A 26,084-nucleotide genomic window follows, 5' to 3' on the forward strand; every position below is an offset into this window, starting at 1 on the left:
TATTTTCGATTTGAAAGGATGTTGGAGGGACAAGGCGCGCCTCGGCGCTTGAGCCGGGCGAGCGAACCCGATTTAAGGCGAGGGTCATGACGCAAGCGCCCGTTCCGCTCCTCCTGCGCGCCCTCGCCGGCGAAACCCTTCCCCGTCCGCCCGTCTGGTTCATGCGCCAGGCCGGCCGCTCGCTGCCCGAGTACCGGGAGCTGCGCACGCGCGCCAAGGACTTCATCGCCTTCTGCCATGATCCGCAGATGGCCGCCGAGGCCACGCTTCAGCCGATGCGGCGGTTTCCGTTCGATGCGGCCATCGTCTTCGCCGACATCCTGCTGATTCCCCGCGCCCTCGGCCAGGACGTCTGGTTCGAGGCCGGGGAGGGGCCCCGGCTGGGCGAACTGCCGCCGGTCGAAACTCTGGCCGCGCAGGTCGAGGCTTCGACCGCCCGGCTCGCCGCTATTGGCGAGACCCTGTCGCTCGTGCGGGGCCAACTCGAACCTGAGCGCGCCCTGATCGGCTTCGCCGGGGGCCCTTGGACGGTCGCCACCTACATGATAGAGGGCCGCGGCAGCGATCGTTCCGCAGCGCGCACCTTCGCCTATCAGCATCCGCAGACCCTGGACCGTCTGCTCGAGGTCCTGGTGGACTCCACCGCCCGCTACCTCGTCATGCAGGCGAAGGCCGGGGCCCAGGCCCTGAAGATCTTCGAGTCCTGGGCCGAGGGCCTGGCCGAGGACGTTTTCGAGCGCATCGTGGTCGGCCCGCACAAGGCGATCGTGGAGAAAGTCCGCGGCGCCGGCGTCACGGCGCCCTTCATCGGCTTCCCCCGCGGCGCCGGCGCCCTGGTGGAGACCTACGCCGCCCAGGTTCCGGTGGAAGGCGTGGCGCTGGACACCCAGGCGCCGTTCGCCCTCGGCCGCCGCCTGCAGGCGCAGGGCAAGACGATCCAAGGGGCGCTCGACAACCTGCTCCTGCGTGCCGGGGGCCCGGCGCTCGACGCCCGGGTCGAGGCCTACCTGGAAGCCTGGGGGCAGGGGCCCTACATCTTCAACCTGGGCCACGGCATCCTGCCCGACACCCCCATCGAACACATCGCTCGCGTGGTGGAGCGCATCACCCGTGGCTGAGCGCCCGCGCCTCGCCGTCGTCCTGTTCAACCTCGGCGGCCCCGACAGCCTTTCGGCCGTACGGCCGTTCCTGTTCAACCTCTTCCGTGATCCGGCTATCATCGGCGCGCCGGCGCTGGTGCGGTATCCGCTGGCGGCGCTGATCTCCACCACGCGGGAGAAGACCGCTCAGGCCAACTACGAGATCATGGGCGGCCGATCCCCGCTGCTGCCGGAGACCGAGGCCCAGGCCGAGGCCCTGCAGGCGGCGCTGGCCTCGGCCCGGCCGGATCTGGAGATCCGAGTCTTCATCGCCATGCGCTACTGGAAGCCGCTGGCGCGAGAGACGGCGGCTCAGGTGTCGGCGTTCGCGCCTGACGAGATCGTCCTTCTGCCGCTCTATCCCCAGTATTCGACCACGACCACGGCCTCATCGCTGAAGGATTGGGCGCGCGTCTACAAGGGCCCCGGCCGCACCCGCGCGGTCTGCTGCTATCCGACCGCCGAGGGCCTGCTCGAAGCGCACGCCCGCAAGATCGAGGCGGCGTGGGAGGCGGCCGGCCGACCGGATGGCTTGCGCCTGCTGTTCTCGGCCCACGGCCTGCCGCAGAAGGTGGTGGATGCTGGCGATCCCTACCAGGTCCAGATCGAGGCTACGGCCCGAGCGGTCGTCGAGCGCCTGTCCGGCGATTGGGACTGGCGGGTCTGCTATCAGAGCCGTGTCGGGCCGCTCCAATGGCTTGGCCCGTCCACGGACGAAGAGGTCCGCCGCGCGGGCGCCGAAGGCAAGGGCGTGCTGATTGCGCCGATCGCCTTCGTGTCCGAACACGTCGAGACCCTGGTGGAGCTCGATCATGAGTATGCCCATCTGGCGGCGGAGTCGGGTTGCGCGCCTTATCTGCGGGCGCCGGCCCTGGGGGTGGAGCCGGCGTTCGTCGAGGCCTTGACGCGGGCCGTGGCCAGCGCGCTGGGCCGGCCGGGCGGATCGGCGCCTTGCGGCGCCTGGCGCTGTCCGGACGGCCTTGGGCAATGCGGCGCCCAGGCCGACGCGGGAGGAAAAGCGGCATGAACTACGATCTGTTGCGCGGGCTGCACATCCTTTCGGTCATCGCCTGGATGGCCGGCGTCCTCTATCTGCCAAGGCTGTTCGCCTACCACTCCGAGGTCGCGGTCGGATCGGAGATGGACAAGACCTTCCAGACCATGGAGCGCAAGCTCTACGGCATCATCATGCGTCCTGCGATGATCGCCACCTGGGTGTTCGGCCTGGCCCTCATCCACACCGACGCCGTCGGCCGCGGCTGGGACTTCCTGGCCACCCCGTGGATGATCACCAAGCTGACCGGGGTTGTATTCATCACCGGCTGGCACCAATTCCTAGGCAGGTCGCTCAAGGCATTCGCCGCCGGGCGGAACCTGCGCACCCGCCGCTTCTGGCTGATGACCAACGAACTGCCGTTCCTGGCCGCGATCGCCATGGTCATCGCCGTCACCACTGAGTTCACATTCTAGCGGAGTTCGCCGCAGTCGGGAGAGGCCTGAGCCGGAAGGCCGTCCGGCTCCGCTTGACCCGCCCCCGTTCCTGTGGTTCCCGTGAGCGACGCGTCGCGGTGATCCCGCGGCGCGCCCCGCCTTCTCACCGGCGCCGCGCGCGACCTGCGCTGCTGCGGCCCGGCCCCCGAGCACTCATTCCCGCCCCTCGCGGCGGCTCATATCGATCCGGCCCCACGCCCGAAGACCATCCGGTCCTGGCGGGCGCGGCGGCTCATTCCAAGAGCAATCCCATGCAAGACGAAACCCACACCGAGATCGCCGACACCCCGGCCGAAGACGCCGAACTGGCCAACGAGGCCGCCGAAGGGGTGGACGGCGAAGGCTCCGACGAAGGCTCCGAGGTCGCCGCAGCCATCGCCGCCATGGGCCTGACGCGCATGTCCCTTCAGGAACTGAAGGACAAATCGCCGTCGGACCTTCTGTCCTTCGCCGAGACGCTGGAGATCGAGAACGCGAACTCCATGCGCAAGCAGGACATGATGTTCGCGATCCTGAAGACCCTCGCCGACGAAGGCGTGGAGATCTCCGGCTCGGGGACCATGGAGGTCGTGCAGGACGGCTTCGGTTTCCTGCGCAGCCCCGAGGCCAACTATCTTCCCGGGCCGGACGACATCTACGTCAGCCCCTCGCAGATCCGGAAGTTCGGTCTGCGCACCGGCGATTCGGTGGAAGGCGCGATCCGTGCGCCGCGGGAGGGGGAGCGCTATTTCGCCCTGGTCAAGGTCGACCAGATCAACTTCGAGCCGCCCGAGAACGTGCGGCACAAGGTCCACTTCGACAACCTGACGCCGCTCTATCCGGATGAGCGGCTGCGGATGGAGATCGACGACCCGACTCTGAAGGACCGTTCCGGCCGGGTGATCGACATCGTCGCGCCGCTCGGCAAGGGCCAGCGCTGCCTGATCGTCGCGCCGCCGCGCGTGGGTAAGACGGTGATGCTGCAGAACATCGCCAAGTCGATCGCGGCCAACCACCCGGAGTGCTACCTGATCGTGCTGCTCATCGACGAGCGGCCCGAGGAAGTCACCGACATGCAGCGCACGGTGCGCGGCGAGGTGATCAGCTCCACCTTCGACGAGCCGGCCACCCGCCACGTCCAGGTGGCCGAAATGGTGATCGAAAAGGCCAAGCGCCTCGTCGAACACAAGCACGACGTGATCATTCTGCTGGACTCGATCACCCGCCTCGGCCGCGCGTACAACACCGTGGTGCCGTCCTCGGGCAAGGTGCTGACCGGCGGCGTCGACGCCAACGCCCTGCAGCGGCCCAAGCGCTTCTTCGGCGCCGCGCGTAACGTGGAAGAGGGCGGGTCCCTCACCATCATCGCCACGGCCCTGATCGACACCGGCAGCCGGATGGATGAAGTCATCTTCGAAGAGTTCAAGGGCACCGGTAACTCGGAAATCGTCCTGGACCGCAAGGTCGCCGACAAGCGCATCTTCCCGGCCATCGACGTGCTCAAGTCCGGCACCCGCAAGGACGAGCTGATCACGCCGAAGGACCAGCTGCAGAAGACCTACATCCTGCGCCGGATCCTCAGCCCGATGGGCGCTCAGGACGCGATCGAATTCCTCCTCGACAAGCTGCGCCAGTCGAAGAACAACGACGACTTCTTCCAGTCGATGAACACCTGACCGGCGCTGTTCCCGTTAGGTTCCGCAGGCGCCGACGGGCCGGGCGGAGCCGGCGGAGGCAGGGAACGGTTCCCCCTCTCCCGTGCAGGGGGAGGGGTTCGTCCGTTTCACGTGAAACACCCTGGCTGTCAGGGGATCAGCAGGCTGGCTCCGACCGTCGCGCGTGATTCCAGCGCCTCGTGCGCCCGCCGCACCTCGCCGAGCGGGAAGGTCTGGCCGATCTCCACCCGCACGGCGTCCGAGGCGATCACCTCGAACAGGGCCGCGGCGCTCGCGTCCAGTTCCGCCGTCGTCGCTACGTAGTCGAACAGCGTCGGGCGCGTGAAGTAGAGCGACCCCATGCGCGACAGCCTGCCCGGCTCCACCGGCGGCGCAGGTCCTGAGGCGTTGCCGAAGCTGACGAACAGGCCCCGTCGCGTCAGGCTTCCCAGCGTGCCCTCGAAGGTCGCCGCGCCCACCGAGTCATAGGCTACCGGCACCCCCGCGCCGCTGGTGATCCGCCGCACCTCGGCGGCCACGTCCTGCTCGCGGTAGTCAATCAGGTGGTCGGCCCCCAGCGCCTTGACTCGCGCCAGCTTGTCGGCTCCGCCGGCGGTGGCGATCACCACCGCGCCGATCGCCTTGGCCCACTGGACCAGGATCTGTCCGACGCCGCCGGCTGCGGCGTGGACCAGCACGGTTTCACCGGGCTGGAGCGGGTAGCATCGCCGCAACAGGAACTCGGCGGTCATTCCCTTCAACAGGGCGGCCGCCGCCAGGTCCGGGGTCACGCCCGGGGGGATCTTCACCGCCCTGTCCGCCGGCACGGCGTTGTATTCGGCGTAGGCGCCGATCGGCCCCGAGGCGTAGACCACCTGGTCCCCGGGAGCGAAGCGATCGACCCCCTCGCCTATGGCCTCCACCGTTCCGGCCGCCTCCATGCCGAGGCCCGACGGCAGCTTCACCGGATAGAGGCCGGAGCGGTGGTAGGTGTCGATGAAATTGACCCCGATGGCGGCGTGCCGAACCAGCACCTGGCCGGGACCGGGGCTGGGGATGGGCGCGTCCACCAGGTCCAGCACGTCAGGACCGCCGGTGCGGGTGATGCGGACGGCGCGCATGGTCAGGCCAGGGCCTTGTTGAAGAACGCGAGAGTGCGGGTGTTGGCGGTCTCGGCGTCGGCGGCGTGATAATGTTCGCCGCCTTTCCTCGCAAAGGCGTGGTCGCGGCCGGGATAGCTGAAGATCTCGACCTGCGGGTGGTTGCCGAGGGCCTGCTTGATCAGGGCCTGGGCTTCCTTTGGCACGAACTGATCTTCCTCGGCGATGTGCAGCAGCAGCGGCCGGGCGAGCTTGTCGGCCTCGCCGGTCCGCGCCTCGATGCCGACACCGTAGTAGCCGACGCTCGCGTCCGCGTCGGTCCGCGCCGCCGTCAGGAACGCCAGCAGGCCGCCGAGGCAGAAGCCCACGGCGCCGACCTTGCCGCTGCAGGCCGGATCCTTGCGAACCTGATCGATCACCGCCCGGATGTCGCGGACGCCCTGGTCGACGTCGAAGGCGTTGTAGAGCTCGAACGCCTTCTTCCATTCCGCTTCGGACTGGTCGGTGATGTCGATCCCGGGTTCGATCCGCCAGAACAGGTCTGGGCAGACCGCCAGGTAGCCCGCCGCCGCGAGATCATCGGCGATGCCTCGCATCACCGCGTTCACGCCGAAGATCTCCTGGATCACGACGATGGCCGGGGCAGGCGTCTTGGCGGGCTTGGCCACATAGGCCGAAAAGCTTCCGTCAGGCGTGGTGATGGTCATGGTTTCGGCGGCCATTCGTCTCTCCCGTGGTGAAGTGGGGCCAAGGGGTACTAGCGCGGCGGGGTGCGAACCAGCCATAACAAAGTCGTGGGTTGGACCGGAGCCGCGCCATGAAGATGAACCTTGAAATCGACTGCACCCCGGCGGAGGCGCGCGCCTTCCTCGGCCTGCCCGACGTCACCGTGCTGAACGAGCGTCTGGTCAAGGAGATGCAGACCCGGATGGAGGCCAACATGGCCATGCTGTCCCCCGAGGAGTTGATGAAGAACTGGGCCGCGTTCGGGGCCGGGGCGCAGGAGAATTTCCGCAAGCTGATGGCCGCCGCCACCGATGTCGGCCTGGGCGCCACCCGCCCGAAATGACGCCCACCATCTTCGCGGCGGCTACGGCGGCGGGGCGCGCGGCCGTAGCCGTGGTGCGCGTGTCCGGCCCGCGGGCGCGCGAGGCCCTTGTCGCGCTAGCCGGGGCCGCGCCGCGGCCTCGAGTGGCGACTCTTCGCGTGCTGCGCGATTCCGCCGGCGGGGAGATCGACCAGGCGCTCGTCCTGTGGTTTCCCGGGCCGGCGAGCTACACTGGGGAAGACAGCGTCGAGTTCCACGTGCACGGCGGACCGGCGGTGCTCGGCGGCCTTATGCAAGCGCTTGGAGCCCGCGGGCTGCGGCTCGCCGAGCCGGGGGAGTTCACCCGCCGCGCGTTCGAGAACGGCAAACTCGACCTGGCCCAGGCGGAGGGCGTCGCCGACCTCATCGAGGCCGAGACCGATGCCCAGCGCCGGCAAGCGCTCGAGCAGGTGGGCGGCGCTCTGGGTCAGGCCCAGGGGCGGTGGCGCTCCGCCCTCGTCGAGGCGCTGGCGGTGTTCGAGGCCGCCGTCGACTTTCCCGACGAGGAGGTCCCCGCCGACGTCGCCAGCCAAGCCCAGCCCATCCTGGCCGACCTTATCGGTGAACTGGAAGCGGCTTTGGACGACTCTCGTCGTGGGGAACGGGTTCGAGAGGGTTTCCGCATCGCCCTGGTCGGCGCGCCCAATGCGGGCAAGAGCACGCTGCTCAACGCCCTGGCCGGGCGGGAGGCGGCGATCGTCACTGCGACCCCCGGCACTACCCGCGACGTGATCGAGGTTCCGTTGGTGCTCGGTGGGTACAAGGTGTTGCTCGCCGACACCGCCGGGCTGCGCGAGACCGCCGACGAGATCGAGGCGGAGGGGGTGCGCCGCGCCCGGGCCTGGGCGGAGGGCGCCGACCTGCGCCTCTGGGTGGTCGACGGGTCGGGGGAGGGGCCGCTCACGACCGGGACGGACCTGGTCAGGCCGGGCGACCTCTGCATCCTCGCCAAGCAGGACCTCCCCGCCGGGGTGGCCGAGGGATGGGCGCGGAGCGCCGCCCAGGGGTGGGGCCTGGCGGTGGTCGCCCTGAGCGCGCGGTCGGCGAGCGACATCGCCGACCTGCGCGAGAGCCTGGCCGTCATTGTCACCGGGGCTCTGGCGGGCGGCGAAAGCCCTACGGCCACGCGCCTGCGCCATCGCGAAGCCCTGGGTGAGGCGTTGGAGCGGCTGCGGCGGGCGCTGGCGGAGCGCAGCTCGCCCGAGCTGGCCGCGGAGGATGTAAGACTGGCCGGACGCGCGCTGGACCGCATCACGGGCCGAATCGGGGCCGAGGACGTTCTCGACCGGGTGTTCGCGAGCTTCTGCATCGGCAAGTGAGCCGATGTTTCACGTGAAACACGACTGAACCATTCCGGGCGCGAGCCCATGTTTCACGTGAAACACCGTGGGCGCCGTCGACGCCCAGACCGGTTTCGCCTATATAGGGAAGGCCGCCCCCGCACGCCGGGGGCGTTGCGCTTAGAGGACCCGTAGTTTGACCACCTGGGATGTCATCGTCATCGGCGGCGGACACGCCGGATGCGAGGCGGCCGCCGCGGCCGCCCGCTTCGGCGCGCGCACCCTGCTGCTCACCCACAAGGTCGAGACAATCGGCGAGATGTCGTGCAATCCCGCCATCGGCGGCCTGGGAAAGGGTCATCTCGTCCGGGAAATCGACGCGCTTGACGGCGTGATGGGCCGGATGGCCGACAGGGCCGGCATCCAGTTCCGCCTGCTCAACCGCTCCAAGGGCGCCGCAGTGCGCGGACCCCGGTCGCAGATCGATCGCAGGCTTTACCGCGAAGCCATGCAGGCCGAACTCGCCGCCACGCCGAACCTGACGATCAAGGCCGACGCGGTGGAAGACCTGATCGTCCGCGACGGCCGCGTGACCGGTGTGGTCGGCCGGAGCGGCGAGAGCTACGCCGCGGACCGGGTCGTCCTGACCACGGGAACGTTCCTGAAGGGCGTGATCCATCTTGGCGATCGCCGCATCCCCGCGGGCCGCGCGGGCGAAGCGCCGTCCATTGGCCTCGCCGACCGGCTCTACGCCCTGGGGCTCGCCATGGGTCGGCTGAAGACCGGCACGCCGGCGCGCCTGGACGGCCGCACCATCGCCTGGGATCGGCTGGAGATGCAGGCGGCGGACGACCCGCCCACGCCGTTCTCGTTCCTCACCGAGATGATCACCACGCCGCAGATCCGCTGCGGCATAACCTACACGACAGCCGAAACCCATCGGATCATCGCCGAGCGGCTCGACGAGTCGGCGGTCTATGGCGGGCGCATCAACGGTCGCGGGCCGCGCTACTGCCCCTCGATCGAAGACAAGGTCGTCCGGTTCGCCGACAAGACCAGCCATCAGGTGTTCCTTGAGCCCGAAGGCCTGGACGACGACACAGTCTATCCCAACGGCGTCTCCACCTCGGTCTCCGAGGAGACCCAGGCGCTGTTCCTGCGCACGATCCCAGGCCTTGAGGCGGTGGAGGTCAAACGCTTCGGCTACGCCATCGAGTACGACTACGTCGATCCGCGCGAGCTCTATCCGACCCTTGAGGCCAAGCGCCTGAGCGGGCTCTACCTGGCCGGACAGATCAACGGCACAACCGGCTATGAAGAGGCCGGCGCGCAGGGGCTGGTGGCCGGACTGAACGCCGCGCGGGCCGCGTCGGGGGCGGACCCGGCCGTCTTCGCCCGCGACGAAGCCTATATCGGGGTGCTGATCGACGACCTCGTCACCCGCGGGGTCACCGAGCCCTATCGCATGTTCACCAGCCGCGCCGAATTCCGCCTGCTGCTGCGCGCCGACAACGCCGACCAGCGCCTTACGGGCCGTGGCGTCGATCTGGGTGTCGTCGGCTCGGCGCGGGCCGCGGCCTTCGCCGGCAAGATCCAGGTGCTTGAAGGCGCCCGGACCCGCGCGCGTGAGCTCACCCTGACCCCGGCCGAGGCGGCTCGCGCGGGTCTGCCGGTCAAGGCCGACGGCCAGAGGCGGGACCTGACGCAGCTTCTGGCGTATCCGGAGATCGATTTCGACGTGCTGGCGCGCGTCTGGCCCGAGCTGACCGCCTGGCCGGACCCGGTCCGCGAGCAGATCGCCATCGACGCCGCCTATGCCGGCTACCTCGACCGCCAGGCCGCGGACGCCGAGGCCTTCCGCCGGGACGAAAACCTCACCCTGCCGCCCGACCTGGACTACGCCGCCATCGGCGGCCTTTCCAACGAGGTCCGCGAAAAGCTCGCCGCCGTGCGCCCGCTGACGCTCGGCCAGGCGGCCCGCATCGAAGGCGTCACCCCCGGCGCCCTGACCGCTCTACTGGCTCATGTCCGACGTCGCGCCGCCTGACGCCGCCGCGGCCATGGGCCCGGCTGAATTCGCTCGCCTCAGCGAGGCGAACCGGCGCCAGCTCGCCGACCTTGAGCGCTACCGCGCCCTATTGGCCGAGTGGAACGAGAACATGAACCTCGTGGGCCCCGCCACCCTGGACGTCTTCTGGTCGCGCCATGCGTGGGACTCGGCCCAGCTTCTGAAGGTCGCGCCGGACGCCCTGATCTGGGCGGATCTCGGCGCCGGCGCAGGACTGCCCGGCGTCGTTCTTGCGATCCTTGGCAAGGAGCGCCCGGGCTTCCATGTCCACCTTGTGGAGAGCATGGCCAAACGCTGCCGCTTCCTGACCGAGGTGGTGAAGGCCCTGGACCTGCCCGCCACGGTTCACAACGATCGTGCGGAAAACCTGTCGCTGAATGTGGATATCGTCACGGCGCGGGCTTGCGCGCCCCTGACGCGGCTGCTCGGTTACGCCAAGCCCTACCTGGACCGCGGCGCTTTGGCGCTATTCCTCAAGGGTCAAGATGTTGAGTCAGAGCTTGAAGAAGCTACAAGAAATTGGAAGTTTGAGGCCGACATCCTGCCGAGCCTCAGCGACCCTCGGGGGCGGATCGTGCGAGTGAGGAGGCTTGGCCGTGGCCGGAAAGTCTGACCGGGCCCTACGGGTCCTGGTGATCGCCAACCAGAAGGGCGGCGTGGGTAAGACCACCACGGCCATCAATCTCGGCACGGCGCTGGCGGCGGTTGGCGAAAAGGTGCTGCTGATCGACTCCGATCCCCAGGGGAACGCATCGACCGGACTTGGCGTGGGCCGGGCCCGTCGCAAGAAGACGCTCTATGACGTGCTGATGGGCGAGGAGCCGATCGCCGAGGCGGTGGTCAAGACGGAGCTTCCGGGCCTCGACCTGGTGCCGGCCGACCCGGATCTGTCGGGGGTGGAGCTCGAGCTTGGCAACTCGCCGCGTCGCTCGTTCAAGCTCCGGGACGCCCTGGACGCGGTTCGGCGCGACGGGGCCTACACCTACGTGCTGATCGACTGCCCGCCGTCGCTGAACCTGCTGACGGTCAACGCCATGGCCGCCGCGGACGCGGTGCTGGTCCCGCTGCAGTGCGAGTTCTTCGCCCTTGAGGGGCTGACCCAGCTGATGCGCACGATCGAGCTCGTGAGGGGCAGCCTCAATCCACGCCTTGAAATCCAGGGGGTGGTGCTGACGATGTTCGACCGCCGTAACAGCCTGTCCGAACAGGTCGCCAACGACGTCCGTGGCCACTTCGGTGAAGCGGTCTATGAGACGGTCATACCGCGCAACGTGCGGGTGTCCGAGGCGCCGTCGTTCGGCAAGCCGGCTCTGGTCTACGACCTGAAGTGCGCCGGCAGCCAAGCCTATCTGAAGCTCGCCCGCGAGGTCGTGGTGCGCGAACGCGCCCGCCGGGCTCAAGCCGCCTAGGGGGACGCGGATGGCCGAGAATCGTAGAGGACTGGGCCGCGGCCTGTCGGCGCTGCTGGGCGACGTGGCCGAGACCGAGGCGGCGGCTGCGCCGGCGGAAGGCCGGACGCGGGAAGCGCGTGGGGTGCAGGAGATCCCCATCGACCTGATCCACCGCAACCCGGATCAGCCGCGGCGGACGTTCGGCGATGTCGAGCTGATCGAGCTCACCGAGTCGATCCGGGAGAAGGGCGTCCTTCAGCCGATCCTGCTGCGGCCCTCGCCGAAGACAGACGGCGAGTACGAGGTCGTGGCCGGCGAGCGGCGCTGGCGCGCGGCGCAGATGGCGGGACTGAACGCCATGCCTGCGGTGGTCCGCGAACTCGACGACCTGCAGGTGCTCGAGATCGCTATCGTCGAGAACGTGCAGCGGGCCGACCTGAACCCGATCGAAGAAGGTCTCGGCTTCAAGGCCCTGATGGATCGGTTCGGCCGGACCCAGGAGGCGATCGCCCAGGCGGTTGGCAAGAGCCGCAGCCACATCGCCAACACCCTGCGCCTGCTGCAGCTTCCGGTGGAAGTGCAGGATCATGTGATGCACGGGCGGCTCTCGGCGGGCCACGCCCGGGCCATCGCCACGGCCGAGAACGCCGCCGCCCTGGCGGACCGCATCGTCGAGCAGGGGCTCTCAGTGCGCGAAGCCGAAGCCCTGGCCCGCAAGGGCGCGGAGAAGAGCAAGGCGAGCGGACCGCGCAAGTCGTCCGGCAGCGGCAAGACCACTGACACCATGGCGCTGGAGAACGACCTGTCGGAGGTGCTCGGCCTCGACGTCTCGATCAGCGATCGCGGCGGCGCGGGCGAATTGACCATCAGCTATACGACCCTCGAACAGCTCGACGACCTCTGCCGCAGGCTCACCCGGGCCGGCTGAAAATCGCCTCTGTGGCGCAGGGAGCGGGCGCCGACCGACCTCCGGGACGGGCGGTTTTCGAGAGCAGCCTGTGGATAAGCCGAATTCCTGATCTATCCCATTGATCTGGAGGGGCTTTTCGGCCTGCGCTGGTCACGGTGCAATGGCCTCGAATCTGGCTCCCTAAGCTGTCCCGGGAGCCAAAGTCTGTCTGAAACAGGTTTGTCTTCCTTTTGCGCAATCGCGCCTCGCGCGAGAGGCCTACAAGGAATGACTGCGCAGTGGCGTCCCGCCGCCTGCTGGCTGAACGCAGCTTGAGCGCAGAGATGCCGGCGGTCAGCCGGGGCAGCCTGCGGAGGCCTACCATGCCTACCCTCACCACCAAGGACGGAACGGAGCTCTTCTACAAGGACTGGGGAACCGGACAGCCGATCGTCTTCCATCACGGCTGGCCTCTGACGGCGGACGACTGGGACGCCCAGATGCTGTTCTTCCTCTCCCAGGGCTACCGCGTGATCGCCCATGACCGGCGCGGCCACGGCCGCTCCAGCCAGACGGCCGACGGAAACGAGATGGACACCTACGCCGCCGACGTCGCCGAACTGGCGGCGCACCTGGACCTGAAGGAGGCGGTTCACATCGGCCATTCGACCGGCGGGGGCGAAGTCGCCCGGTACGTCGCCAGGCATGGCGGCGCCGGGCGGGTGGCCAAGGCCGTCCTGATCGGCGCTGTGCCGCCGATCATGGTCAGGACCGAGGCCAACCCCGAGGGGCTGCCGATCGAGGCGTTCGACGGCTTCCGCGCCGCCCTGGTCGCCAATCGCGCGCAGTTCTTCCTCGACGTGCCGGCCGGGCCCTTCTACGGCTTCAACCGTCCGGGCGCCCAGGTGTCTCAGGGCGTGATCGACAACTGGTGGCGCCAGGGGATGATGGGCGGGGCCAAGGCCCACTTCGACTGCATCAAGGCTTTCTCGGAAACCGACTTCACCGAGGACCTCAAGGCCATCGATGTCCCGGTCCTGGTGCTGCACGGGGAGGACGACCAGATCGTGCCCATCGCCGATTCCGCGTTCAGGTCGATCACGCTCCTGAAGAACGGCACGCTGAAGACCTATCCCGGGCTTCCGCACGGCATGTGCACGACGCACCCCGATGTCATCAACCCGGACCTGCTGGCCTTCATCCAACACTGAATCGACGCACCACGGCCGGCCGAGACCGGCCGGGGCCGTTTCAGAGGAAGCCGATCCAGCGGCCCGCGACCAACACAGCCAGCCAGAGGAGGGCGGACGCTGCGGCCAGGAGGCGGACCGACCCTGCCGGAGGCGCGCCGCCGAGCGCCTCCCGATAGGCCCGGCCGCGGTGCTGGACGGCTACATTGAGGACCGCAAGGAAAAGCATGGCCATCTTCCAGCGCCAAGCGGCGTTCTCGAAGTATTCGTGCGGCCTGACCGAGAAGAGCCAGGCGCCCGTGAACACGGCCAAGAGCACCCCGGCGGCGGCGGTGCGGGACAGGAAAGGGCCAAGCGCCTGAAGCGGCGGCGAGCGCAGCACGCCCAAGAGCCGCAGGTCTAGCGGAAGAATGGCGCCGAGGATCAGGCCCACCCCCAGGATGTGGGCCGCATTGACGAAGAGGTAGGCGACGGCGGACCGCTGCACGAGCCGCGCCCCGGGCCAGGCGCCGATCCAATCCGCCAGCTCCATCGCCTGGGCCTAATTGGCTGCGATACGCTCCGGATACATGTCGTAGACCTTGCCCCGGACGGTGATGCGCACGGCCTTCATGTGCGCCTGCTTCTTGTCCAGGGCGCGATTGCCAAGAACCGTGACAGCGTCGCCGGGACTTGCGCTCTTCGCCGTGAAGCCCGACCGCTGGGTCTTGCCCGGGTTGCCCAGCTCGACGCGCCAGACCACGCCGTCCGCGGCCTTGACCCTCAAGGTCGGGTGCGGCGGGGCCATCGAGACCTGCTGGATCACCCCCTTGAGCGTCGTCTGCTCCCCCTCCGCCCAGGACCAGCCATGGTGCGCGGCCGCCGGCGCGCCGACCGCAAGGGCGCCGGCCGCCGCGACCGCCAGGCCGACGCGCCGCGCCTTGAGTTCGACTTTGGCCATGGCGAACCTCCGTTGAATGTCCGGAAGAATGGTCGCCGCGGCCGACCGTCGAGGCAAGCGCCTCGCAAGAGAGTGAAGAGGCCGGCCGAGCACGGCTGGCTGGGGTCGAGTGGACCGCTATAGTCACAGGCAGGCAAGAACGAGGGGAGGCGGCCGTGGCGAGCGGGCTTAGCGAGGGATTTGCCGAAGGGCGCTACGCCCCGGTGCGGGACGCGTTCGAGCTGAACCTTGCGGGCGGGGCGGACGTGGGGGCTGCCTTCTGCGCCACGGTCGAAGGCGAAACCGTCGTGGACCTCTGGGGCGGATGGGCCGATGGGGCGCGGACGCGTCCTTGGGTGAAGGACACCATCGTCAACGTCTATTCGACCACAAAGACCATGACCGCCCTGGTCGCCCTGTGGCTGGCCGATCGCGGGGAGCTCGATTTCGACGCGCCGGTGGCCCGCTACTGGCCGGAGTTCGCCGCCAACGGCAAGGCGGGGGTGAAGGTCAGCCATCTCATGAGCCACTCGGCCGGCCTGCCCGACTGGGAGCCGCCGATCGCCAAGGAAGACCTCTACGACTGGGAAAAGGTGACGGACCTCCTGGCGCGGCAGGCCCCACAGTGGGAGCCCGGCGCCGCCAGCGGCTACCACGCCATCACTCAGGGATACCTGGTGGGCGAGGTGGCGCGGCGCATCACCGGACAGACCCTGGGGACGGTGTTCCGCCAGGAGTTCGCCGAGCCCCTCGGCGCGGACTTCCACATCGGGCTGCCGGCGTCGGAGGATGACCGCGTCGCCGAGCTGATTCCGCCGCCGGTCACGCCGCAGCTGAACGGACGGCCGGTGCTGATCGACGTCCACGACACCCGAACCCGGGCCTGGCGCGGCGCCGAGATCCCGGCGGCGGGCGGAACGGGGAACGCCCGCTCCGTGGCCGAGATCCACGCCATCCTCGCCAACGGCGGCGTCGCCAAGGGCAAGCGCTTCCTGTCCGAGGCCGGCTGCCGCCGAGCGCTGGAGCTGCAGGTGGAGGGGATCGACCGGGTGTTCAACGCGCCCATGCGCTTCGGCCTGGGTTTCGGCCTTGCCGGCGGCGCCGCCTCGATGCCCAATCCGAACACGATCTTCTGGGGCGGCTATGGCGGCTCGATCGCGATCATCGACATGGATGCGCGCACCACATTCGCCTACGTGATGAACAGGATGGGCGGAACGACCACCGGCGACATGCGCGGCCTCGGCCTGGCGATGGCCATGTGGTCGGCCCTCGGGACGATCTAAGCGCCATGGCGGTCATTCTAGCGATCCACGCCCATCCGGACGACATCGAAAACCTCTGCGCGGGAACCCTAGCGCTGCTGGCCAGGGACGGGCACACGATCCGCATCGCCACCCTGACCGCAGGCGAATGCGGTTCAGCCGACACCGACCTGGAGGCCACCGCGCGCATCCGCACCGCCGAAGCGGCTCGCGCCGCGGCGCTGATCGGAGCGGAGTACCGCTGTGGGGGTCTGCCGGACCTGGGGGTCTTCAACAGCGACGAGGCGAGACGCACGGCGACGGAGCTGGTGCGTTGGTCGGGCGCGGAGATCGTCATCACCGCCTCGCCGGCGGACTATCACCCCGACCACGAGGCGGTCAGCATGCTGGTGCGCGACGCCTGCTTTGCGTCCAGCGTCCCGAACTACCGCACGGGGCCCGCCGCGCCGCTCGCGGCGATCCCGCACCTCTACTTCATGGATCCGATCGGCGGCCGCAACCGGCAGGGAGAGTGGGTGAAGCCCGACTTCGCCGTGGACATCGCCGAGACCTTCGCGACCAAGCGGGCGATGCTGGGCGCGCATGAGAGCCAGGATGCGTGGATCGCCAAGCAGCACGGCATCGCCAATCACCTGGAGGCCATGGAGCGCTGGTCGCGACGCTGCGCCCGCGACTTCGGAGCCGAGCTGGCCGAAGGCTTCCGCCAGTACCGGCACATCCCTTATCCGCGCACGCCCGCGCTTCAGGCGCTGATCGGCGCCGCGCTTCTGCAGGCGTCGTCATAGGCGGCCCACATGGGGGCGCAGTCGACCATGGCGCCCGCGTCCATAGCCCTGTCGATCGCCATCACGGTGAGGCCCGCCTCCATGGACTCGAAGGGCGTCACCGGGAACGCTGCGCGCCCCTCGAGAGCGGCCAGCAGATCGCGGGCCATCGCCTGATCTGCGCCGTTGTGGCTGTCGGCGGTGCGGCCGCCGTAGTCGATCCGCTCGGGCTTGCCGCGCTCCAGGGCGCGGCGGATCATCAGCTTGTTGCGGACCAGATCGGCGATCAGGGTGCCCTCGGTTCCGGCCACGTACCAACGCCGTTCGGGCAGGGCGACATGGCTGTTGGCGTGAAACGACAGGCGCACCTGGTTCTCGTATTCCAGGATGGCGAGCTGGTGGTCGGTGACGTCCATGTCCGACTGGAAGGCGTCGTTGGCGCCGCCCCAGCCGGCGTCCCTCAGGGCATAGGCCGCCTCTCCGTCGCTCCACATCCGGGGCGGGTTCGTCCGGGTGGAGACAAAGATGCGGCGACCGCCGAAGCTGGCGGCGCGTGAGACCCGTGAACCGGCGATGCGGCCGAAGATATCGAAGTCGTGGCAGACCTTGTCGAGCAGGTAGGACCCGCCCCAGGCCTGCTTGCGCCGCCAGTTCCGCGCCAGGTAGCCGCCATGTTCAGGCGGCAGGTGCTCGGTGGCGTCGATCGACACGATCTCGCCGAGTTCCCCGGAATCCGCCCGCGCGATCACCTCGCGGACGATGCTCATCGAGCGCATGACGAGGCCGATGAACACCGGCGGGGTCCCGCCGGCGCCGAGCCGCCGGGCGAGGGCGCAGGTCTCGTCTTCGGTCCGCACGATCGGCTTCTCGGCGAACACCGGCCAGCCGGCGTCGAGCGCGAGGTTCAGGTGCTCGAAATGCAGGTGGTTGGGCGAGCCGATCATCACCAGATCGAACGGGCCGCGGGCGAGAAGGGCCGCAGCGTCGGCGCAGGGCTCTCCCATCGGAATCCCCGCCTCGGCCAGGATTGGCGCGCCGACCGGGGCCGGATCGGCATGGGCCGCCAGTTCAAGGCGCCAGCCCACTTCCTGCATGGCGGCGAGCACGTGGGCGATCCGCTGGCCAAGGCCGATGACGCCGATGCGATAGGTCTTCATCTCTCCCCCCTTGTCGGACCCCATGCGATCACACTCGCGGAAAACGGGCCACATGATTGAGCCTGCTCCAACTGGCGGAGTAGGCGGGCGGGTTGGTCCCGCGGCGCGGTTCGGGAAGCGCCGCCTCCCAGCGGGCCTCCGCCTCGGCCGCCTCGCGCCAGCAGTTTTCCACCAGGCTCGCCAAAGCCTGCGGGCCCGCGTCCCGACTGAGGGCGGCGTCGATTCGTTCGACGAAGCTGGCCTCCAGCGCATCGCGCTCGGCGGCGTAGTCCAGGCTGTCGCGATAGTCCTTCAGAACCCTGCGGTGCAGGCGCTCGTGCCGCCACCACAGGCTCGCGCCGTCGTAGCGGTCGCTGGGCGGGCGGCCGACCGGCGGCGCCGCGCCGGCCTCCAGGATCACGGGCTTGAAGACCGCCGTGCAGGGAGCGGCGGAGGCGGTCACCCAGTGGATCGCGGGAGCGTCGCGACGGATCTCGCTGACCATGGAGGCGACGGTCTGGCTGCGTCGGGCGCCCTCGGCGGCGTGCATGCAGATGGTGCGGCGTGCGGTGGTCGCCGGGCTCCATTCCTCGTCGACCTCGCCGTGGTCGCGCAGGATCCCCATCATCGCCGCGGGTGTCAGCCGGCCGGCGCCCCGCGCCAGGAGCTCGCCGCCGCGCGCGCATCGGCCGCGGCCGAAACCCACCGCGTCGCGGGCCTCGTCGATCAGGTGGGACGCCAAGTCCAGTCGTCCGTCCTGGCCACGCCAGCCGCGGGCCTCGGCGTGGGCCTCAAGCGCAGGGCTCAGCCGGTCGCCCTCGCCCGATATGCTGTAGGCGTTGGAGAGCGCACGGACGCCGGCGACGCGTTCGACGGCCCACCATCTGTCCATGGTTTCAAGGACATAGGCCTCTGCGTGATCCGCGATGATGAAGCCGTTGTGGTAGTAGAAGCGCGACAGGTGCCCACAGTCGCCTCCCTGGCCATGACGTTCCAGGAGCTCGATGATCACCTCGAGGGCCTCGGCGGCCGAGCCCGCCCGCTCCAGGCCCAGGCGCACTAGGTCCATGCCGGTCAGGGCGGGCCGGCGCTGGGCCGGGGTGCGCGCGTGCAGGGCCTCGTTGCCGATGACCACGCCGGCGTCGTTGGCGCCCATCTCCGCGCCCCACATCCAGAAGGGTCGGCTGATCAGGACCGTACGCGTGACCGCCACGTCGGGGATCGTCAGATAGGTGAGGCGCACAGACTCGCCTCCCCGGCGCGGGCCGTGCAGCTCCAGCGCCTGCGCCTCGTTGCGTTCGCGGTCGCTGTTCTTGGCGAACAGCAGGGCGCCGCGGGCGGTGGTCCGGGGCAGGGCGGCGAAGGTGTCGCACATGGCCGGAGCTTAGGCGATTTCGCCGCGGCGCCCAGGGCGCCTTTGTCGTTACAGTCCCTTGCGCCGGGCGCGGCCGGCGATAGTCAGCGCCAGGCGTTCGGCGATGAGCTGGTCGGGGGCGCCGGACTGCTTGCACAGGCGGTCGGCGTTCAGAACCTCGGTCTGGAGAAGGTCGAGGTCGTCCAGGGTCCAGCTGCGGGCCTGGCGCAGGAACTCGCGCTCGTGCTTCCAGAACACGCCGGACGCCTTGGCCGCCTCCTGCAGCCCCGCGCCTGACTTGGCGAGGGTGAGGGTGCGGCGCAGACGCCCCAGGTGAAAGCCCATGGCGCGGACGGCGGCGGGGCCGGCCTCGCCCTCCTGAGCCGCCCGGCGCAGGCCGGCCTGGGCCTCGGCCAGCCGCCCGCCGAAGGCGTCGGACGCCGCATCGGAGAGGGACGCTTCAGGCTCTACGCCGAGGAAGTCCTCCAGGTCCTTCGGCGTGGCCGTCAGGCCGCTGCCGGGACCGAGAAAGAGGGCCAGCCGCTCGATCTCCTGGCGGGCTACGCCGCGCTCCTTGGGCAGGCGGGCGACGAACAGGGCCAGGGCTTCAGCGCTCAGCGCGACATTGTCGCGGGTCAGGGTCTCGCGGACCAGGCGGGCGACGTCGCCGGGCTCGTCCTCGTAACAGGGGATGGCCGCGGCCTGCGGCGCCTTCTCGGCGGCCTTGCGCAGGTCTGAGGTGCGGCCGAGGTTTCCCGCCTCGATCAGGAAGAACGCATCCGGATTAAGGCGGCCCTCGGCGTGGGCGGCGAGCGCCTCTGCCGCCAGCTTGTCGAGGGAGGCCTTTTCGGTGGCGAAGCGCAGGCGCACCAGACGCCGGCCTCCCATCAGGGACTGTGCGGCGAGTTCGCCTTCCAGCCGGGCGGCGTCGGAGTCCAGGTCCCCGTCGGTGAGCAGGGCGACGTCGAAAGGATCGTCGGGGCGTTCCACGACGCGCGCGGCGAGGGCGTTGGCCCGGTCGCGCACGACGCCGGCGTCGCGGCCGTAGATCAGGGCGGCGCGGACCTGGCTGTCCGGCTGGGCCAGGAAGCGCTCGATGTCTGGCCGGCGGCTGAGGATCATGCCGGCGAACGCCTCAGGAGCGGCCCGCGAGCCAAGTGGCCAGTTCGAGCTGGATGCGGCGGGCGGCCTCTTCGGCGGCGCGGTCCTGCACGTCCTGCTGGGCGGCGACCGAGGCGTAGGGCTGGTCGGCGGAATCGTAGGTGAGCTCGACCCGCACCGTGCCGGTCTTGGCCCGGGCGCCGGAGGGAAGGGCGGTCAAGGTGTAGGTGGCGCTGAGCACGTACTCGTAGCGCGTGGCGACGTTGTCGATGCGCAGACCGCGGGGATAGCGGCTCTCGGCGAGCTGCAGGTCCATGCGGTACCTGGCGGGCGCGGCGCGGTTCTTGGCGAAGGCGTCGTCCAGGTGCTCGCGGATGAGGTAGCCGGCGCGTCCCTCCGGCGCCACCACGTCGACCGCGGCCAGGGAGGAGACCACCTCCGGCTGGCCGTAAAGCGGGGTGAAACCGCAGGCGGACAGGCTCGCCGCCGCGAGGGCGAGAGCGCAGGCGAGGGCGGGCCGGACCATCCCGTCAGCCCGCCACGATGTTGACGATGCGATCCTTCACCACGATCACCTTGCGGATGCTCATGCCCTCCAGACGCCGTGCGATCTCGGGATCGTCAAGCACGATCTTCTCCACGTCGGCCGGCTCCGCCCCGGCGGGCGCCTGGATCTCGCCCCGGCGCTTGCCGTTGATCTGCACCGGCAGGACCTTCACGGCGTCCTCGGCCAGCGCCGGATCGTAGGCCGGCCACGGCGCGGAGACCACTAGGCCCTCGCCGCCGATCCGGGCCCAGCACTCCTCGGCCAGATGCGGCGTGAACGGTGCGATCAGCCGGGCGAACACGCTCAGCGCCTCCTGGCGGGCGGCCAGGACCGCGGGGCCCGCCTTGTCGGCCGGATGGGCCTTCAGCGTGTTCAGGAATTCGTAGAGGCGGGCGATGCCGGAGTTGAACCTGAAGTCGTCGATCGCCTCGGTCATCGCTTTGGTCAGGCGGTGGGTGGCGCGGCGCAAGCCTTGCGCCGCCTCGTCGCCCATAGGATCGTCGCCGGCCGCGGCCGGCTGGGTCTCGAACTCGGTCCAGACGCGGTTGACGAAGCGCCAGGCGCCCTCCACGCCGGAGGCGGTCCACTGCACGTCGCGTTCGGGCGGGCTGTCGGACAGCACGAACAGGCGCGCGGCGTCCACGCCGTAGACGTCGAAGATCTCCTCCGGCGCGACGGTGTTGCGCTTGGACTTCGACATCTTCTCGACGTCGCCGATGACCACGGACTCCCCGGTGTCGACCAGGCGTGCACGACGGGTGTTCCCCTCGGCGAGGATCTCCACCCGCCCGGGCTCCAGCCATTCGCCGTCCTGGCGTCGGTAGGTCTCGTGGGTGACCATGCCCTGGGTGAACAGGCCGGCGAACGGTTCCTTGACGCTCAGGCGGCCCTCGTCGGCCAAGGCGCGGGTGATGAAGCGCGCGTAGAGAAGGTGCAGCACGGCGTGCTCGATGCCGCCCACGTACTGGTCGACGGGCATCCAGTAGTCGGCCGCAGCCTTGTCGATGGGCTTGGCGGCGGTGGGGTCGGTAAAGCGGGCGAAATACCAGGACGAGTCCACGAAGGTGTCCAGGGTGTCCGTCTCGCGGGTCGCAGCGCCGCCGCACTGCGGGCAGGTCGCGTGCTTCCAGGTGGGGTGGCGGGCCAGGGCGTTGCCGGGCTTGGAGAAGTCCATGTCCTCGGGCAGGGCCACCGGCAACTGGTCTGCGGGCAGGGCCACCACGCCGCACTTGTCGCAGTGGACCACCGGGATCGGGCAGCCCCAGCCCCGTTGGCGGGCGACGCCCCAGTCGCGCAGGCGATAGACCGTCGCCCCCTGGCCCTGGCCGGCGGCCTCGATGCGGGCCACTGCGGCGGCCTTGGCGGCCTCGACCTCCAGGCCGTCCAGGAACTGCGAGTTGTAGATGGTCCCCGGACCGACGTAGGCCTCGTCGCCCACGGTGAAGCCGCCCGGATCCTCGCCCGGGGGAAGCACCACGGGACGCACGGGCAGGCCGTACTTGCGCGCGAAGTCCAGGTCGCGCTGGTCATGCGCCGGGCAAGCGAAGATCGCTCCCGTGCCGTAGTCCATCAGGATGAAATTGGCGATCCAGACCGGCAGCTTCCAGTCGGGGTCGAACGGGTGGCTGACGGTCAGGCCGGTGTCGTAACCGATCTTCTCGGCGGTCTCAATCTCGGCCTCGGAGGCGCCGCCCTTGCGGCACTCGGCGACGAACGCGGCGACCTTCGGGTCGGCGGCCGCCAGCGCCTCGGCCAGGGGATGATCGGGCGCGACGCCGACGAAGCTCGCGCCGAACAGGGTGTCGGGACGTGTGGTGTAGACCTCCAGCCCGCCGTCGAAACCCACGGGCGGGTCGCCGGCGAACCGGAAGGTAAGGCGCGCCCCGCGGGAGCGGCCGATCCAGTTCTCCTGCATCAGCCGGACCTTCTCTGGCCAGCGGTCCAGGGATTTCAGACCCTCGATCAGATCGTCGGCATAGTCGGTGATGCGCATGAACCACTGGTTCAGCTTGCGCTTCTCGACGACGGCGCCGGAGCGCCAGCCACGGCCGTCGACCACCTGTTCGTTGGCCAGCACGGTCTGGTCGACCGGGTCCCAGTTGACGACGCCTTCCTTGCGGTAGACCAGGCCGCGCTTGAACAGCTCCAGGAACCAGGCCTGCTGCTTGCCGTAGTAGGCGACGTCGCAGGTGGCGAATTCGCGGGACCAGTCGATCGACAGGCCCAGCTCCTTCAGCTCGGCGCGCATGCGGTCGATGTTGTCGTAGGTCCACCCGCGGGGATCGACGCCACGTTCCATGGCCGCGTTCTCGGCGGGCAGGCCAAAGGCGTCCCAGCCCATGGGATGCAGCACGTTAAAGCCGCGGGCGCGCTTGAACCGGGCGATGACGTCGCCCAGGGCGTAGTTGCGGACGTGGCCCATGTGCAGGCGCCCCGACGGATAGGGGAACATCTCCAGCACGTAGTACTTGGGCTTGTCGGCGACGATGCTCGCCTTGAAGACCTCGGCCTTGTCCCAGGCCTCACGCCACTTGGGCTCGACTTCTTTCGGATTGTAGCGGGCCATGGATCAGCGCGCCCCTAAAACGGTGTTTGGTGGCGGCCGGCGCAGAAACGGCGCGCCGGCCCGGGAAAGCGGGCGCCGTCCGTCGCTCTGTCGGAAGATCGCCCGTTCGGGTGTCAGCCCTTGATGTTCGAAAGTCGAAGCTGACGCGCGCGCGTCAGGATCGCGTTTTCCATGTCCGTCTCGGTCTGGCTGGCGGTCTCGGAATCGACCCAGCCGCCGGAGGCGTCGCGGACCTGCTTGAACACCGCCACGTTCAGGCCGTCGGCCCGCAGACGCGAGTCGAGGATGTAGACGGTGCACTTGAAGCGCTCGTCCGGCTTTTCCGGATTGACGTACCAGTCGGTGATCACGACCCCGCCGTAGGGATCGGCCGACGCCAGCGGCATGAAGGCCAGGGTGTCCAGGGTGGCGCGCCACAGATAGCCGTTGACCCCGATCGCCGGCGCCTGGGCGGACTTGTCCGCGCCGCCGCCACGTCCGAACCCGAGGAATCCGCGATCCTGGGAATCCAGAGCCTTGGGCCCGCCGCTCGAGCAGGCGGCCAGGCCCGTGAGGCACACGGCCATGATCCCCGCTGAGACGCCTCGCATCCAGACTCCGCGCACAAACGGCATTATCATCCGCTCCAAGTCGTTTCTTCCGCGCCAATCGGCTGCGGCGCCGCCCCGCGCCGGCGCCCTCTATAACAACGCCTCGTCAGGCGCCAAACAGGAATCGCGTGGCGTTCTCGCCACAGACCTGCACGTTTCGTCCGCAGAGGGCCCCTTGACGCCGGACTCAGGTTGACCTGGGGCGGCCGGGGTCTCTAATCGATTTTGAAGGGCGCGGCCAAAAGGGCGCGCCAGGGGCAAGGGGGCCCTAAGTGGTGGTGATGTCCGTTCGGACGTTGATGTGCGCAGCCGGTGCGGCCGCCCTTCTCGGGGCGACCGGCGGAATCGCGCATGCCGAGACGGCCAAGCCGAAAGTGGACTTCAGCGTCCGCAACGAGCCGGCCACCCTCGCGACCCAGGGCGGCAAGTCGCTCAAGTGGGACACGCGCAACGGCCGTTGGGGCGTGACACTTAATCTTGAGCAGCCCGCCAGCCGCGACATGCAGTGGAACGACGTCGAAGCCGGCGCCTATTTCCGCGTCACTCCCAGCCTTCGGGTGGGCGGCGCCGTGGCCCTCGGCGACGAGCAGTCTCCGACCTTCAAGAAGACCGAGCCGCAGCCGGTCACCCCGCGCGTCCGCCTCGAAACCGCGTTCAAGTTCTAGACGCCAAGCCCTCCACGGCCGCAAGACCCGCCACGCCCGCGTCGACGAGACGGCGGGCGTTTTCGTTTGAGACGCCGCCAAGGGCGTAGACCGGGACCCCTGCGCGCCGGGCGATCAGAGACAGTCGCATCACGCCGAGCGGGCGCCCCGCCGAGGGGCTGCGGCTGGGGAACACCGGCGAGACCACTGCTGCGTCGGCGCCGGCGCGGGCGGCGCGGCGGGCGGCCGCCTCGCCATGGGCCGCAGCGGTGACGATCCAGCTGGGATGGGCGCGTTTGATCCGGCCCGCCCGCGCAGCGAGGCGCTGCGGCAGGTGGACGCCGTCGGCGCGGGCGCCCTGGGCCAGGCCCTCGTCCGCGCCGATCAGCAGCACGAGGCCGCGGGCCTTGCAGATGGCGCGCAGGCGCCGGGCCCGGGCCAGGGCGTCGGGGGCGCCGAACGCCCGGTAGACCACGGCCGCCCCCCGCGGCAGGCGCGCGGCGACGGCTTCCGGATCGGGCGTTCGGGCGGGGTCGGTGAAGAACATCAGCGGCGGGAGGGTCTTCCCCGGAACGGCCCGCGCCGTTAAGCAGCGGGCGACGCGCGCCAGCGTCCACCAGCTCCCGCCGTCGCCGATCGGCCCGTCATGACCCAGTCCACCGTCCAAGACTTCGATCCCGCCGCCGCCCGCCAAGAGGTGCTCTCCCGCATCGCCCGGGCCGCCGAAGCGGTCGGCCGCGCGCCGGCGGATGTGACCCTGGTGGCGGTCTCCAAGCAACAGCCATGGGAACGGATCGCACCGATCCTGGCCGCCGGCCAGACCGTGCTCGGCGAGAACCGCGTGCAGGAGGCGATGGGCCGCTGGGCGGAGCGCCGCGTTGGGCTGGAGCTGCGCCTGATCGGCCCGCTGCAGACCAACAAGGCCCGCGAGGCGGTCGGGTTCTTCGACGTGATCGAGACGCTGGACCGTGAGCGGCTGGCCCGGGCGCTCGCCGACGAGGCGCAACGGGCCGGCAGGTGTCCGCGCCTCTATGTGCAGGTGAACACGGGCGAGGAGCCGCAGAAGGCGGGGATTTCGCCCGGCGAGGCGGACGCCTTCATCAAGTCCTGCCGCGAGGTGTTCGGCCTTCGCCTCGAGGGGCTGATGTGCATTCCCCCGGCCGACGAGCCGCCCGGCCCTCACTTTGCGCTTCTCGCCGGCATCGCCGCCCGCAACGACCTGCCCTGCCTGTCCATGGGCATGAGCGACGACTTCGAGACGGCGGTGCGCTTTGGCGCCACCAGCGTGCGGGTGGGCTCAGCGCTCTTCGGAGCCCGGGCCAAGCCGTAGATCCGGACGCCCGCGCCCAGTGGGCTGGACGACGCCCGCGCCGGCGCGCTCCAGGACCGGATGGGGATTGACGTCGACGATGGAGACGGCCGATCCCGGCTCGGCCATGCGGATCAGCTCGGCTAGGTCGCCCGGCAGGAGGGCCACGCACCCTTCGGTGGGCTCGAAGTCCGGGCGGGCGACGTGCAGGAAGATCGCTGACCCCATCAGCGGCACGGGGGGATCGTCATTGTGGGCCAGCACGCAGACGAGATCGTAGAGGTGATCGTCGCGCCACATCCGTTCGCAGCTCGCCGGATAGGGCAGCTTGACCGGGCGGTTGTAGTTCCGATCGCCCGGCGCGTCGCACCAGCCGTCGTCCTCGGCGATCGGCGCCAGAGGAAGCCGGGTGGGCGGAGGCTTGATGCGGTCCAGGCGAAAGAGCACGCGGCGGATCGGCCATACCCCAAGGGGCGAGCAACCGTCGCCCTCGCGCTTGTCCTCCGCCGGAACCACGCCGGACCGGCCCAGGGCGCAGCGGGTGGTTCGCGAGCCCAGCTCGAAACGGCCGTCGGAATGGGCTGTGAAGATCACGGATTTCTCAATTGTCTTTGGCGCCG

General features: G+C 69.7%; 27 protein-coding genes. 15 read left to right on the plus strand and 12 right to left on the minus strand.

The genetic code is table 11. The features are described from left to right. Positions 1–86: 86 nt before the first annotated feature. From hemE to rho, 4 genes are all read left to right on the plus strand, one after another. Entirely contained in the window at positions 87–1,118 is a 1,032-nt protein-coding gene (hemE, locus tag ACK4YQ_RS04030; protein ID WP_409608523.1) for a uroporphyrinogen decarboxylase, read from the plus strand. Further along, the gene (gene hemH / locus ACK4YQ_RS04035; protein ID WP_409608525.1) at positions 1,111–2,166 is read left to right on the plus strand and encodes a ferrochelatase; all 1,056 of its coding nucleotides are present in this window, start codon (positions 1,111–1,113) and stop codon (positions 2,164–2,166) included. The genes hemE and hemH overlap by 8 nt, the downstream gene beginning before the upstream one ends. Continuing rightward, positions 2,163–2,609, plus strand: a complete 447-nt coding sequence (locus ACK4YQ_RS04040) for a CopD family protein (protein WP_409608527.1) — start codon at positions 2,163–2,165, stop codon at positions 2,607–2,609. The genes hemH and ACK4YQ_RS04040 overlap by 4 nt, the downstream gene beginning before the upstream one ends. Before the next feature lie 272 nt (positions 2,610–2,881). Continuing rightward, on the plus strand, positions 2,882–4,285 hold the full coding sequence (gene rho, locus ACK4YQ_RS04045) for a transcription termination factor Rho (protein ID WP_409608529.1): 1,404 nt from the start codon (positions 2,882–2,884) through the stop codon (positions 4,283–4,285). Between the two features lie 128 nt (positions 4,286–4,413). Here rho and ACK4YQ_RS04050 read toward each other — a convergent pair whose 3' ends face one another. After that, positions 4,414–5,385: a quinone oxidoreductase family protein gene (locus ACK4YQ_RS04050; RefSeq protein ID WP_409608530.1), complete on the minus strand. Its 972-nt coding sequence runs from the start codon at positions 5,383–5,385 to the stop codon at positions 4,414–4,416. Positions 5,386–5,387: 2 nt separating this feature from the next. Further along, complete coding sequence (locus ACK4YQ_RS04055; protein ID WP_409608532.1) at positions 5,388–6,086, minus strand: dienelactone hydrolase family protein; 699 nt, start codon at positions 6,084–6,086, stop codon at positions 5,388–5,390. A 95-nt stretch (positions 6,087–6,181) separates the two neighbouring features. Here ACK4YQ_RS04055 and ACK4YQ_RS04060 point away from each other — a divergent pair, with 95 nt between their 5' ends. The 7 genes from ACK4YQ_RS04060 to ACK4YQ_RS04090 all read left to right on the plus strand — a co-directional run bounded on the left by ACK4YQ_RS04060 (position 6,182) and on the right by ACK4YQ_RS04090 (position 13,290). Further along, entirely contained in the window at positions 6,182–6,433 is a 252-nt protein-coding gene (locus ACK4YQ_RS04060) for a DUF6489 family protein (RefSeq protein WP_409608534.1), read from the plus strand. Beyond that, positions 6,430–7,770: a tRNA uridine-5-carboxymethylaminomethyl(34) synthesis GTPase MnmE gene (mnmE, locus tag ACK4YQ_RS04065; RefSeq protein ID WP_409608536.1), complete on the plus strand. Its 1,341-nt coding sequence runs from the start codon at positions 6,430–6,432 to the stop codon at positions 7,768–7,770. The genes ACK4YQ_RS04060 and mnmE overlap by 4 nt, the downstream gene beginning before the upstream one ends. A gap of 157 nt (positions 7,771–7,927) precedes the next feature. Beyond that, positions 7,928–9,778: a tRNA uridine-5-carboxymethylaminomethyl(34) synthesis enzyme MnmG gene (gene mnmG / locus ACK4YQ_RS04070; protein ID WP_409608538.1), complete on the plus strand. Its 1,851-nt coding sequence runs from the start codon at positions 7,928–7,930 to the stop codon at positions 9,776–9,778. Positions 9,779–9,791: 13 nt separating this feature from the next. Continuing rightward, positions 9,792–10,412: a 16S rRNA (guanine(527)-N(7))-methyltransferase RsmG gene (gene rsmG / locus ACK4YQ_RS04075; protein ID WP_409608540.1), complete on the plus strand. Its 621-nt coding sequence runs from the start codon at positions 9,792–9,794 to the stop codon at positions 10,410–10,412. After that, complete coding sequence (locus ACK4YQ_RS04080; protein WP_409608542.1) at positions 10,396–11,208, plus strand: ParA family protein; 813 nt, start codon at positions 10,396–10,398, stop codon at positions 11,206–11,208. Before rsmG ends, ACK4YQ_RS04080 begins: the two co-directional genes overlap by 17 nt. A 10-nt stretch (positions 11,209–11,218) precedes the next feature. Then, a complete protein-coding gene (locus ACK4YQ_RS04085; RefSeq protein ID WP_409608544.1) occupies positions 11,219–12,118 on the plus strand; it encodes a ParB/RepB/Spo0J family partition protein in 900 nt (299 codons plus the stop codon). Positions 12,119–12,462: 344 nt separating this feature from the next. Further along, complete coding sequence (locus tag ACK4YQ_RS04090) at positions 12,463–13,290, plus strand: alpha/beta fold hydrolase (RefSeq protein ID WP_409608546.1); 828 nt, start codon at positions 12,463–12,465, stop codon at positions 13,288–13,290. Between the two features lie 40 nt (positions 13,291–13,330). On the opposite strand, the gene ACK4YQ_RS04095 is transcribed toward ACK4YQ_RS04090, so the two are convergent. Both ACK4YQ_RS04095 and ACK4YQ_RS04100 read right to left on the minus strand, forming a co-directional pair. Continuing rightward, positions 13,331–13,801, minus strand: a complete 471-nt coding sequence (locus tag ACK4YQ_RS04095) for a DUF6644 family protein (protein WP_409608548.1) — start codon at positions 13,799–13,801, stop codon at positions 13,331–13,333. Between the two features lie 9 nt (positions 13,802–13,810). Continuing rightward, positions 13,811–14,209: a DUF6152 family protein gene (locus ACK4YQ_RS04100; RefSeq protein ID WP_409608550.1), complete on the minus strand. Its 399-nt coding sequence runs from the start codon at positions 14,207–14,209 to the stop codon at positions 13,811–13,813. A 155-nt stretch (positions 14,210–14,364) separates the two neighbouring features. Here ACK4YQ_RS04100 and ACK4YQ_RS04105 point away from each other — a divergent pair, with 155 nt between their 5' ends. Then, complete coding sequence (locus tag ACK4YQ_RS04105; protein WP_409608552.1) at positions 14,365–15,474, plus strand: serine hydrolase domain-containing protein; 1,110 nt, start codon at positions 14,365–14,367, stop codon at positions 15,472–15,474. A 5-nt stretch (positions 15,475–15,479) separates the two neighbouring features. Continuing rightward, entirely contained in the window at positions 15,480–16,238 is a 759-nt protein-coding gene (locus ACK4YQ_RS04110) for a PIG-L deacetylase family protein (protein WP_409608554.1), read from the plus strand. Here the strand turns inward: ACK4YQ_RS04110 and ACK4YQ_RS04115 are convergent. The 6 genes from ACK4YQ_RS04115 to ACK4YQ_RS04140 form a co-directional block, all read right to left on the minus strand. After that, positions 16,196–17,374: a Gfo/Idh/MocA family protein gene (locus ACK4YQ_RS04115; RefSeq protein WP_409608556.1), complete on the minus strand. Its 1,179-nt coding sequence runs from the start codon at positions 17,372–17,374 to the stop codon at positions 16,196–16,198. The genes ACK4YQ_RS04110 and ACK4YQ_RS04115 overlap by 43 nt on opposite strands. A gap of 28 nt (positions 17,375–17,402) precedes the next feature. Beyond that, positions 17,403–18,728, minus strand: coding sequence for a hypothetical protein (locus ACK4YQ_RS04120; protein ID WP_409608558.1), 1,326 nt, complete (start codon positions 18,726–18,728; stop codon positions 17,403–17,405). Between the two features lie 48 nt (positions 18,729–18,776). Next, positions 18,777–19,829 carry a DNA polymerase III subunit delta gene (gene holA / locus ACK4YQ_RS04125; protein WP_409608560.1) on the minus strand — a complete coding sequence of 351 codons (1,053 nt, stop codon included), beginning with the start codon at positions 19,827–19,829 and terminating at the stop codon, positions 18,777–18,779. Positions 19,830–19,842: 13 nt separating this feature from the next. Next, positions 19,843–20,334, minus strand: coding sequence for an LPS assembly lipoprotein LptE (lptE, locus tag ACK4YQ_RS04130; protein WP_409608562.1), 492 nt, complete (start codon positions 20,332–20,334; stop codon positions 19,843–19,845). Between the two features lie 4 nt (positions 20,335–20,338). After that, positions 20,339–22,921 carry a leucine--tRNA ligase gene (gene leuS, locus ACK4YQ_RS04135; protein ID WP_409608564.1) on the minus strand — a complete coding sequence of 861 codons (2,583 nt, stop codon included), beginning with the start codon at positions 22,919–22,921 and terminating at the stop codon, positions 20,339–20,341. A gap of 113 nt (positions 22,922–23,034) precedes the next feature. Continuing rightward, a complete protein-coding gene (locus tag ACK4YQ_RS04140) occupies positions 23,035–23,535 on the minus strand; it encodes a DUF3576 domain-containing protein (protein WP_409608566.1) in 501 nt (166 codons plus the stop codon). Between the two features lie 257 nt (positions 23,536–23,792). On the opposite strand from ACK4YQ_RS04140, the gene ACK4YQ_RS04145 reads away from it, so the two are divergent. Beyond that, positions 23,793–24,176, plus strand: coding sequence for an NtrZ family periplasmic regulatory protein (locus tag ACK4YQ_RS04145; protein ID WP_409609512.1), 384 nt, complete (start codon positions 23,793–23,795; stop codon positions 24,174–24,176). On the opposite strand, the gene ACK4YQ_RS04150 is transcribed toward ACK4YQ_RS04145, so the two are convergent. After that, a complete protein-coding gene (locus ACK4YQ_RS04150; RefSeq protein WP_409608568.1) occupies positions 24,166–24,702 on the minus strand; it encodes a thiamine phosphate synthase in 537 nt (178 codons plus the stop codon). The genes ACK4YQ_RS04145 and ACK4YQ_RS04150 overlap by 11 nt on opposite strands. Before the next feature lie 99 nt (positions 24,703–24,801). Between ACK4YQ_RS04150 and ACK4YQ_RS04155 the strand changes: the two genes are divergently transcribed. Next, a complete protein-coding gene (locus ACK4YQ_RS04155) occupies positions 24,802–25,485 on the plus strand; it encodes a YggS family pyridoxal phosphate-dependent enzyme (protein ID WP_409608570.1) in 684 nt (227 codons plus the stop codon). Here ACK4YQ_RS04155 and ACK4YQ_RS04160 read toward each other — a convergent pair. Next, positions 25,453–26,058, minus strand: coding sequence for a L,D-transpeptidase (locus ACK4YQ_RS04160; protein ID WP_409608572.1), 606 nt, complete (start codon positions 26,056–26,058; stop codon positions 25,453–25,455). The two genes, ACK4YQ_RS04155 and ACK4YQ_RS04160, sit on opposite strands and share 33 nt — an antisense overlap. Positions 26,059–26,084: the final 26 nt, after the last annotated feature.

This window comes from Phenylobacterium sp. (genome assembly GCF_046291545.1).
GTDB lineage: Bacteria > Pseudomonadota > Alphaproteobacteria > Caulobacterales > Caulobacteraceae > Phenylobacterium.

Excerpts from the sequence above, each read along its gene's own strand:
- hemE (WP_409608523.1), top strand. The coding sequence starts at position 87 with ATGACGCAAGCGCCCGTTCCGCTCCTCCTGCGCGCCCTCGCCGGCGAA.
- ACK4YQ_RS04040 (WP_409608527.1), top strand. The coding sequence starts at position 2,163 with ATGAACTACGATCTGTTGCGCGGGCTGCACATCCTTTCGGTCATCGCC.
- rho (WP_409608529.1), top strand. The coding sequence starts at position 2,882 with ATGCAAGACGAAACCCACACCGAGATCGCCGACACCCCGGCCGAAGAC.
- ACK4YQ_RS04050 (WP_409608530.1), bottom strand. The coding sequence starts at position 5,385 with ATGCGCGCCGTCCGCATCACCCGCACCGGCGGTCCTGACGTGCTGGAC.
- ACK4YQ_RS04055 (WP_409608532.1), bottom strand. The coding sequence starts at position 6,086 with ATGGCCGCCGAAACCATGACCATCACCACGCCTGACGGAAGCTTTTCG.
- ACK4YQ_RS04060 (WP_409608534.1), top strand. The coding sequence starts at position 6,182 with ATGAAGATGAACCTTGAAATCGACTGCACCCCGGCGGAGGCGCGCGCC.
- mnmE (WP_409608536.1), top strand. The coding sequence starts at position 6,430 with ATGACGCCCACCATCTTCGCGGCGGCTACGGCGGCGGGGCGCGCGGCC.
- rsmG (WP_409608540.1), top strand. The coding sequence starts at position 9,792 with ATGGGCCCGGCTGAATTCGCTCGCCTCAGCGAGGCGAACCGGCGCCAG.
- ACK4YQ_RS04085 (WP_409608544.1), top strand. The coding sequence starts at position 11,219 with ATGGCCGAGAATCGTAGAGGACTGGGCCGCGGCCTGTCGGCGCTGCTG.
- ACK4YQ_RS04090 (WP_409608546.1), top strand. The coding sequence starts at position 12,463 with ATGCCTACCCTCACCACCAAGGACGGAACGGAGCTCTTCTACAAGGAC.
- ACK4YQ_RS04095 (WP_409608548.1), bottom strand. The coding sequence starts at position 13,801 with ATGGAGCTGGCGGATTGGATCGGCGCCTGGCCCGGGGCGCGGCTCGTG.
- ACK4YQ_RS04100 (WP_409608550.1), bottom strand. The coding sequence starts at position 14,209 with ATGGCCAAAGTCGAACTCAAGGCGCGGCGCGTCGGCCTGGCGGTCGCG.
- ACK4YQ_RS04110 (WP_409608554.1), top strand. The coding sequence starts at position 15,480 with ATGGCGGTCATTCTAGCGATCCACGCCCATCCGGACGACATCGAAAAC.
- ACK4YQ_RS04115 (WP_409608556.1), bottom strand. The coding sequence starts at position 17,374 with ATGAAGACCTATCGCATCGGCGTCATCGGCCTTGGCCAGCGGATCGCC.
- ACK4YQ_RS04120 (WP_409608558.1), bottom strand. The coding sequence starts at position 18,728 with ATGTGCGACACCTTCGCCGCCCTGCCCCGGACCACCGCCCGCGGCGCC.
- holA (WP_409608560.1), bottom strand. The coding sequence starts at position 19,829 with ATGATCCTCAGCCGCCGGCCAGACATCGAGCGCTTCCTGGCCCAGCCG.
- lptE (WP_409608562.1), bottom strand. The coding sequence starts at position 20,334 with ATGGTCCGGCCCGCCCTCGCCTGCGCTCTCGCCCTCGCGGCGGCGAGC.
- leuS (WP_409608564.1), bottom strand. The coding sequence starts at position 22,921 with ATGGCCCGCTACAATCCGAAAGAAGTCGAGCCCAAGTGGCGTGAGGCC.
- ACK4YQ_RS04140 (WP_409608566.1), bottom strand. The coding sequence starts at position 23,535 with ATGCCGTTTGTGCGCGGAGTCTGGATGCGAGGCGTCTCAGCGGGGATC.
- ACK4YQ_RS04145 (WP_409609512.1), top strand. The coding sequence starts at position 23,793 with ATGTCCGTTCGGACGTTGATGTGCGCAGCCGGTGCGGCCGCCCTTCTC.
- ACK4YQ_RS04150 (WP_409608568.1), bottom strand. The coding sequence starts at position 24,702 with ATGTTCTTCACCGACCCCGCCCGAACGCCCGATCCGGAAGCCGTCGCC.
- ACK4YQ_RS04155 (WP_409608570.1), top strand. The coding sequence starts at position 24,802 with ATGACCCAGTCCACCGTCCAAGACTTCGATCCCGCCGCCGCCCGCCAA.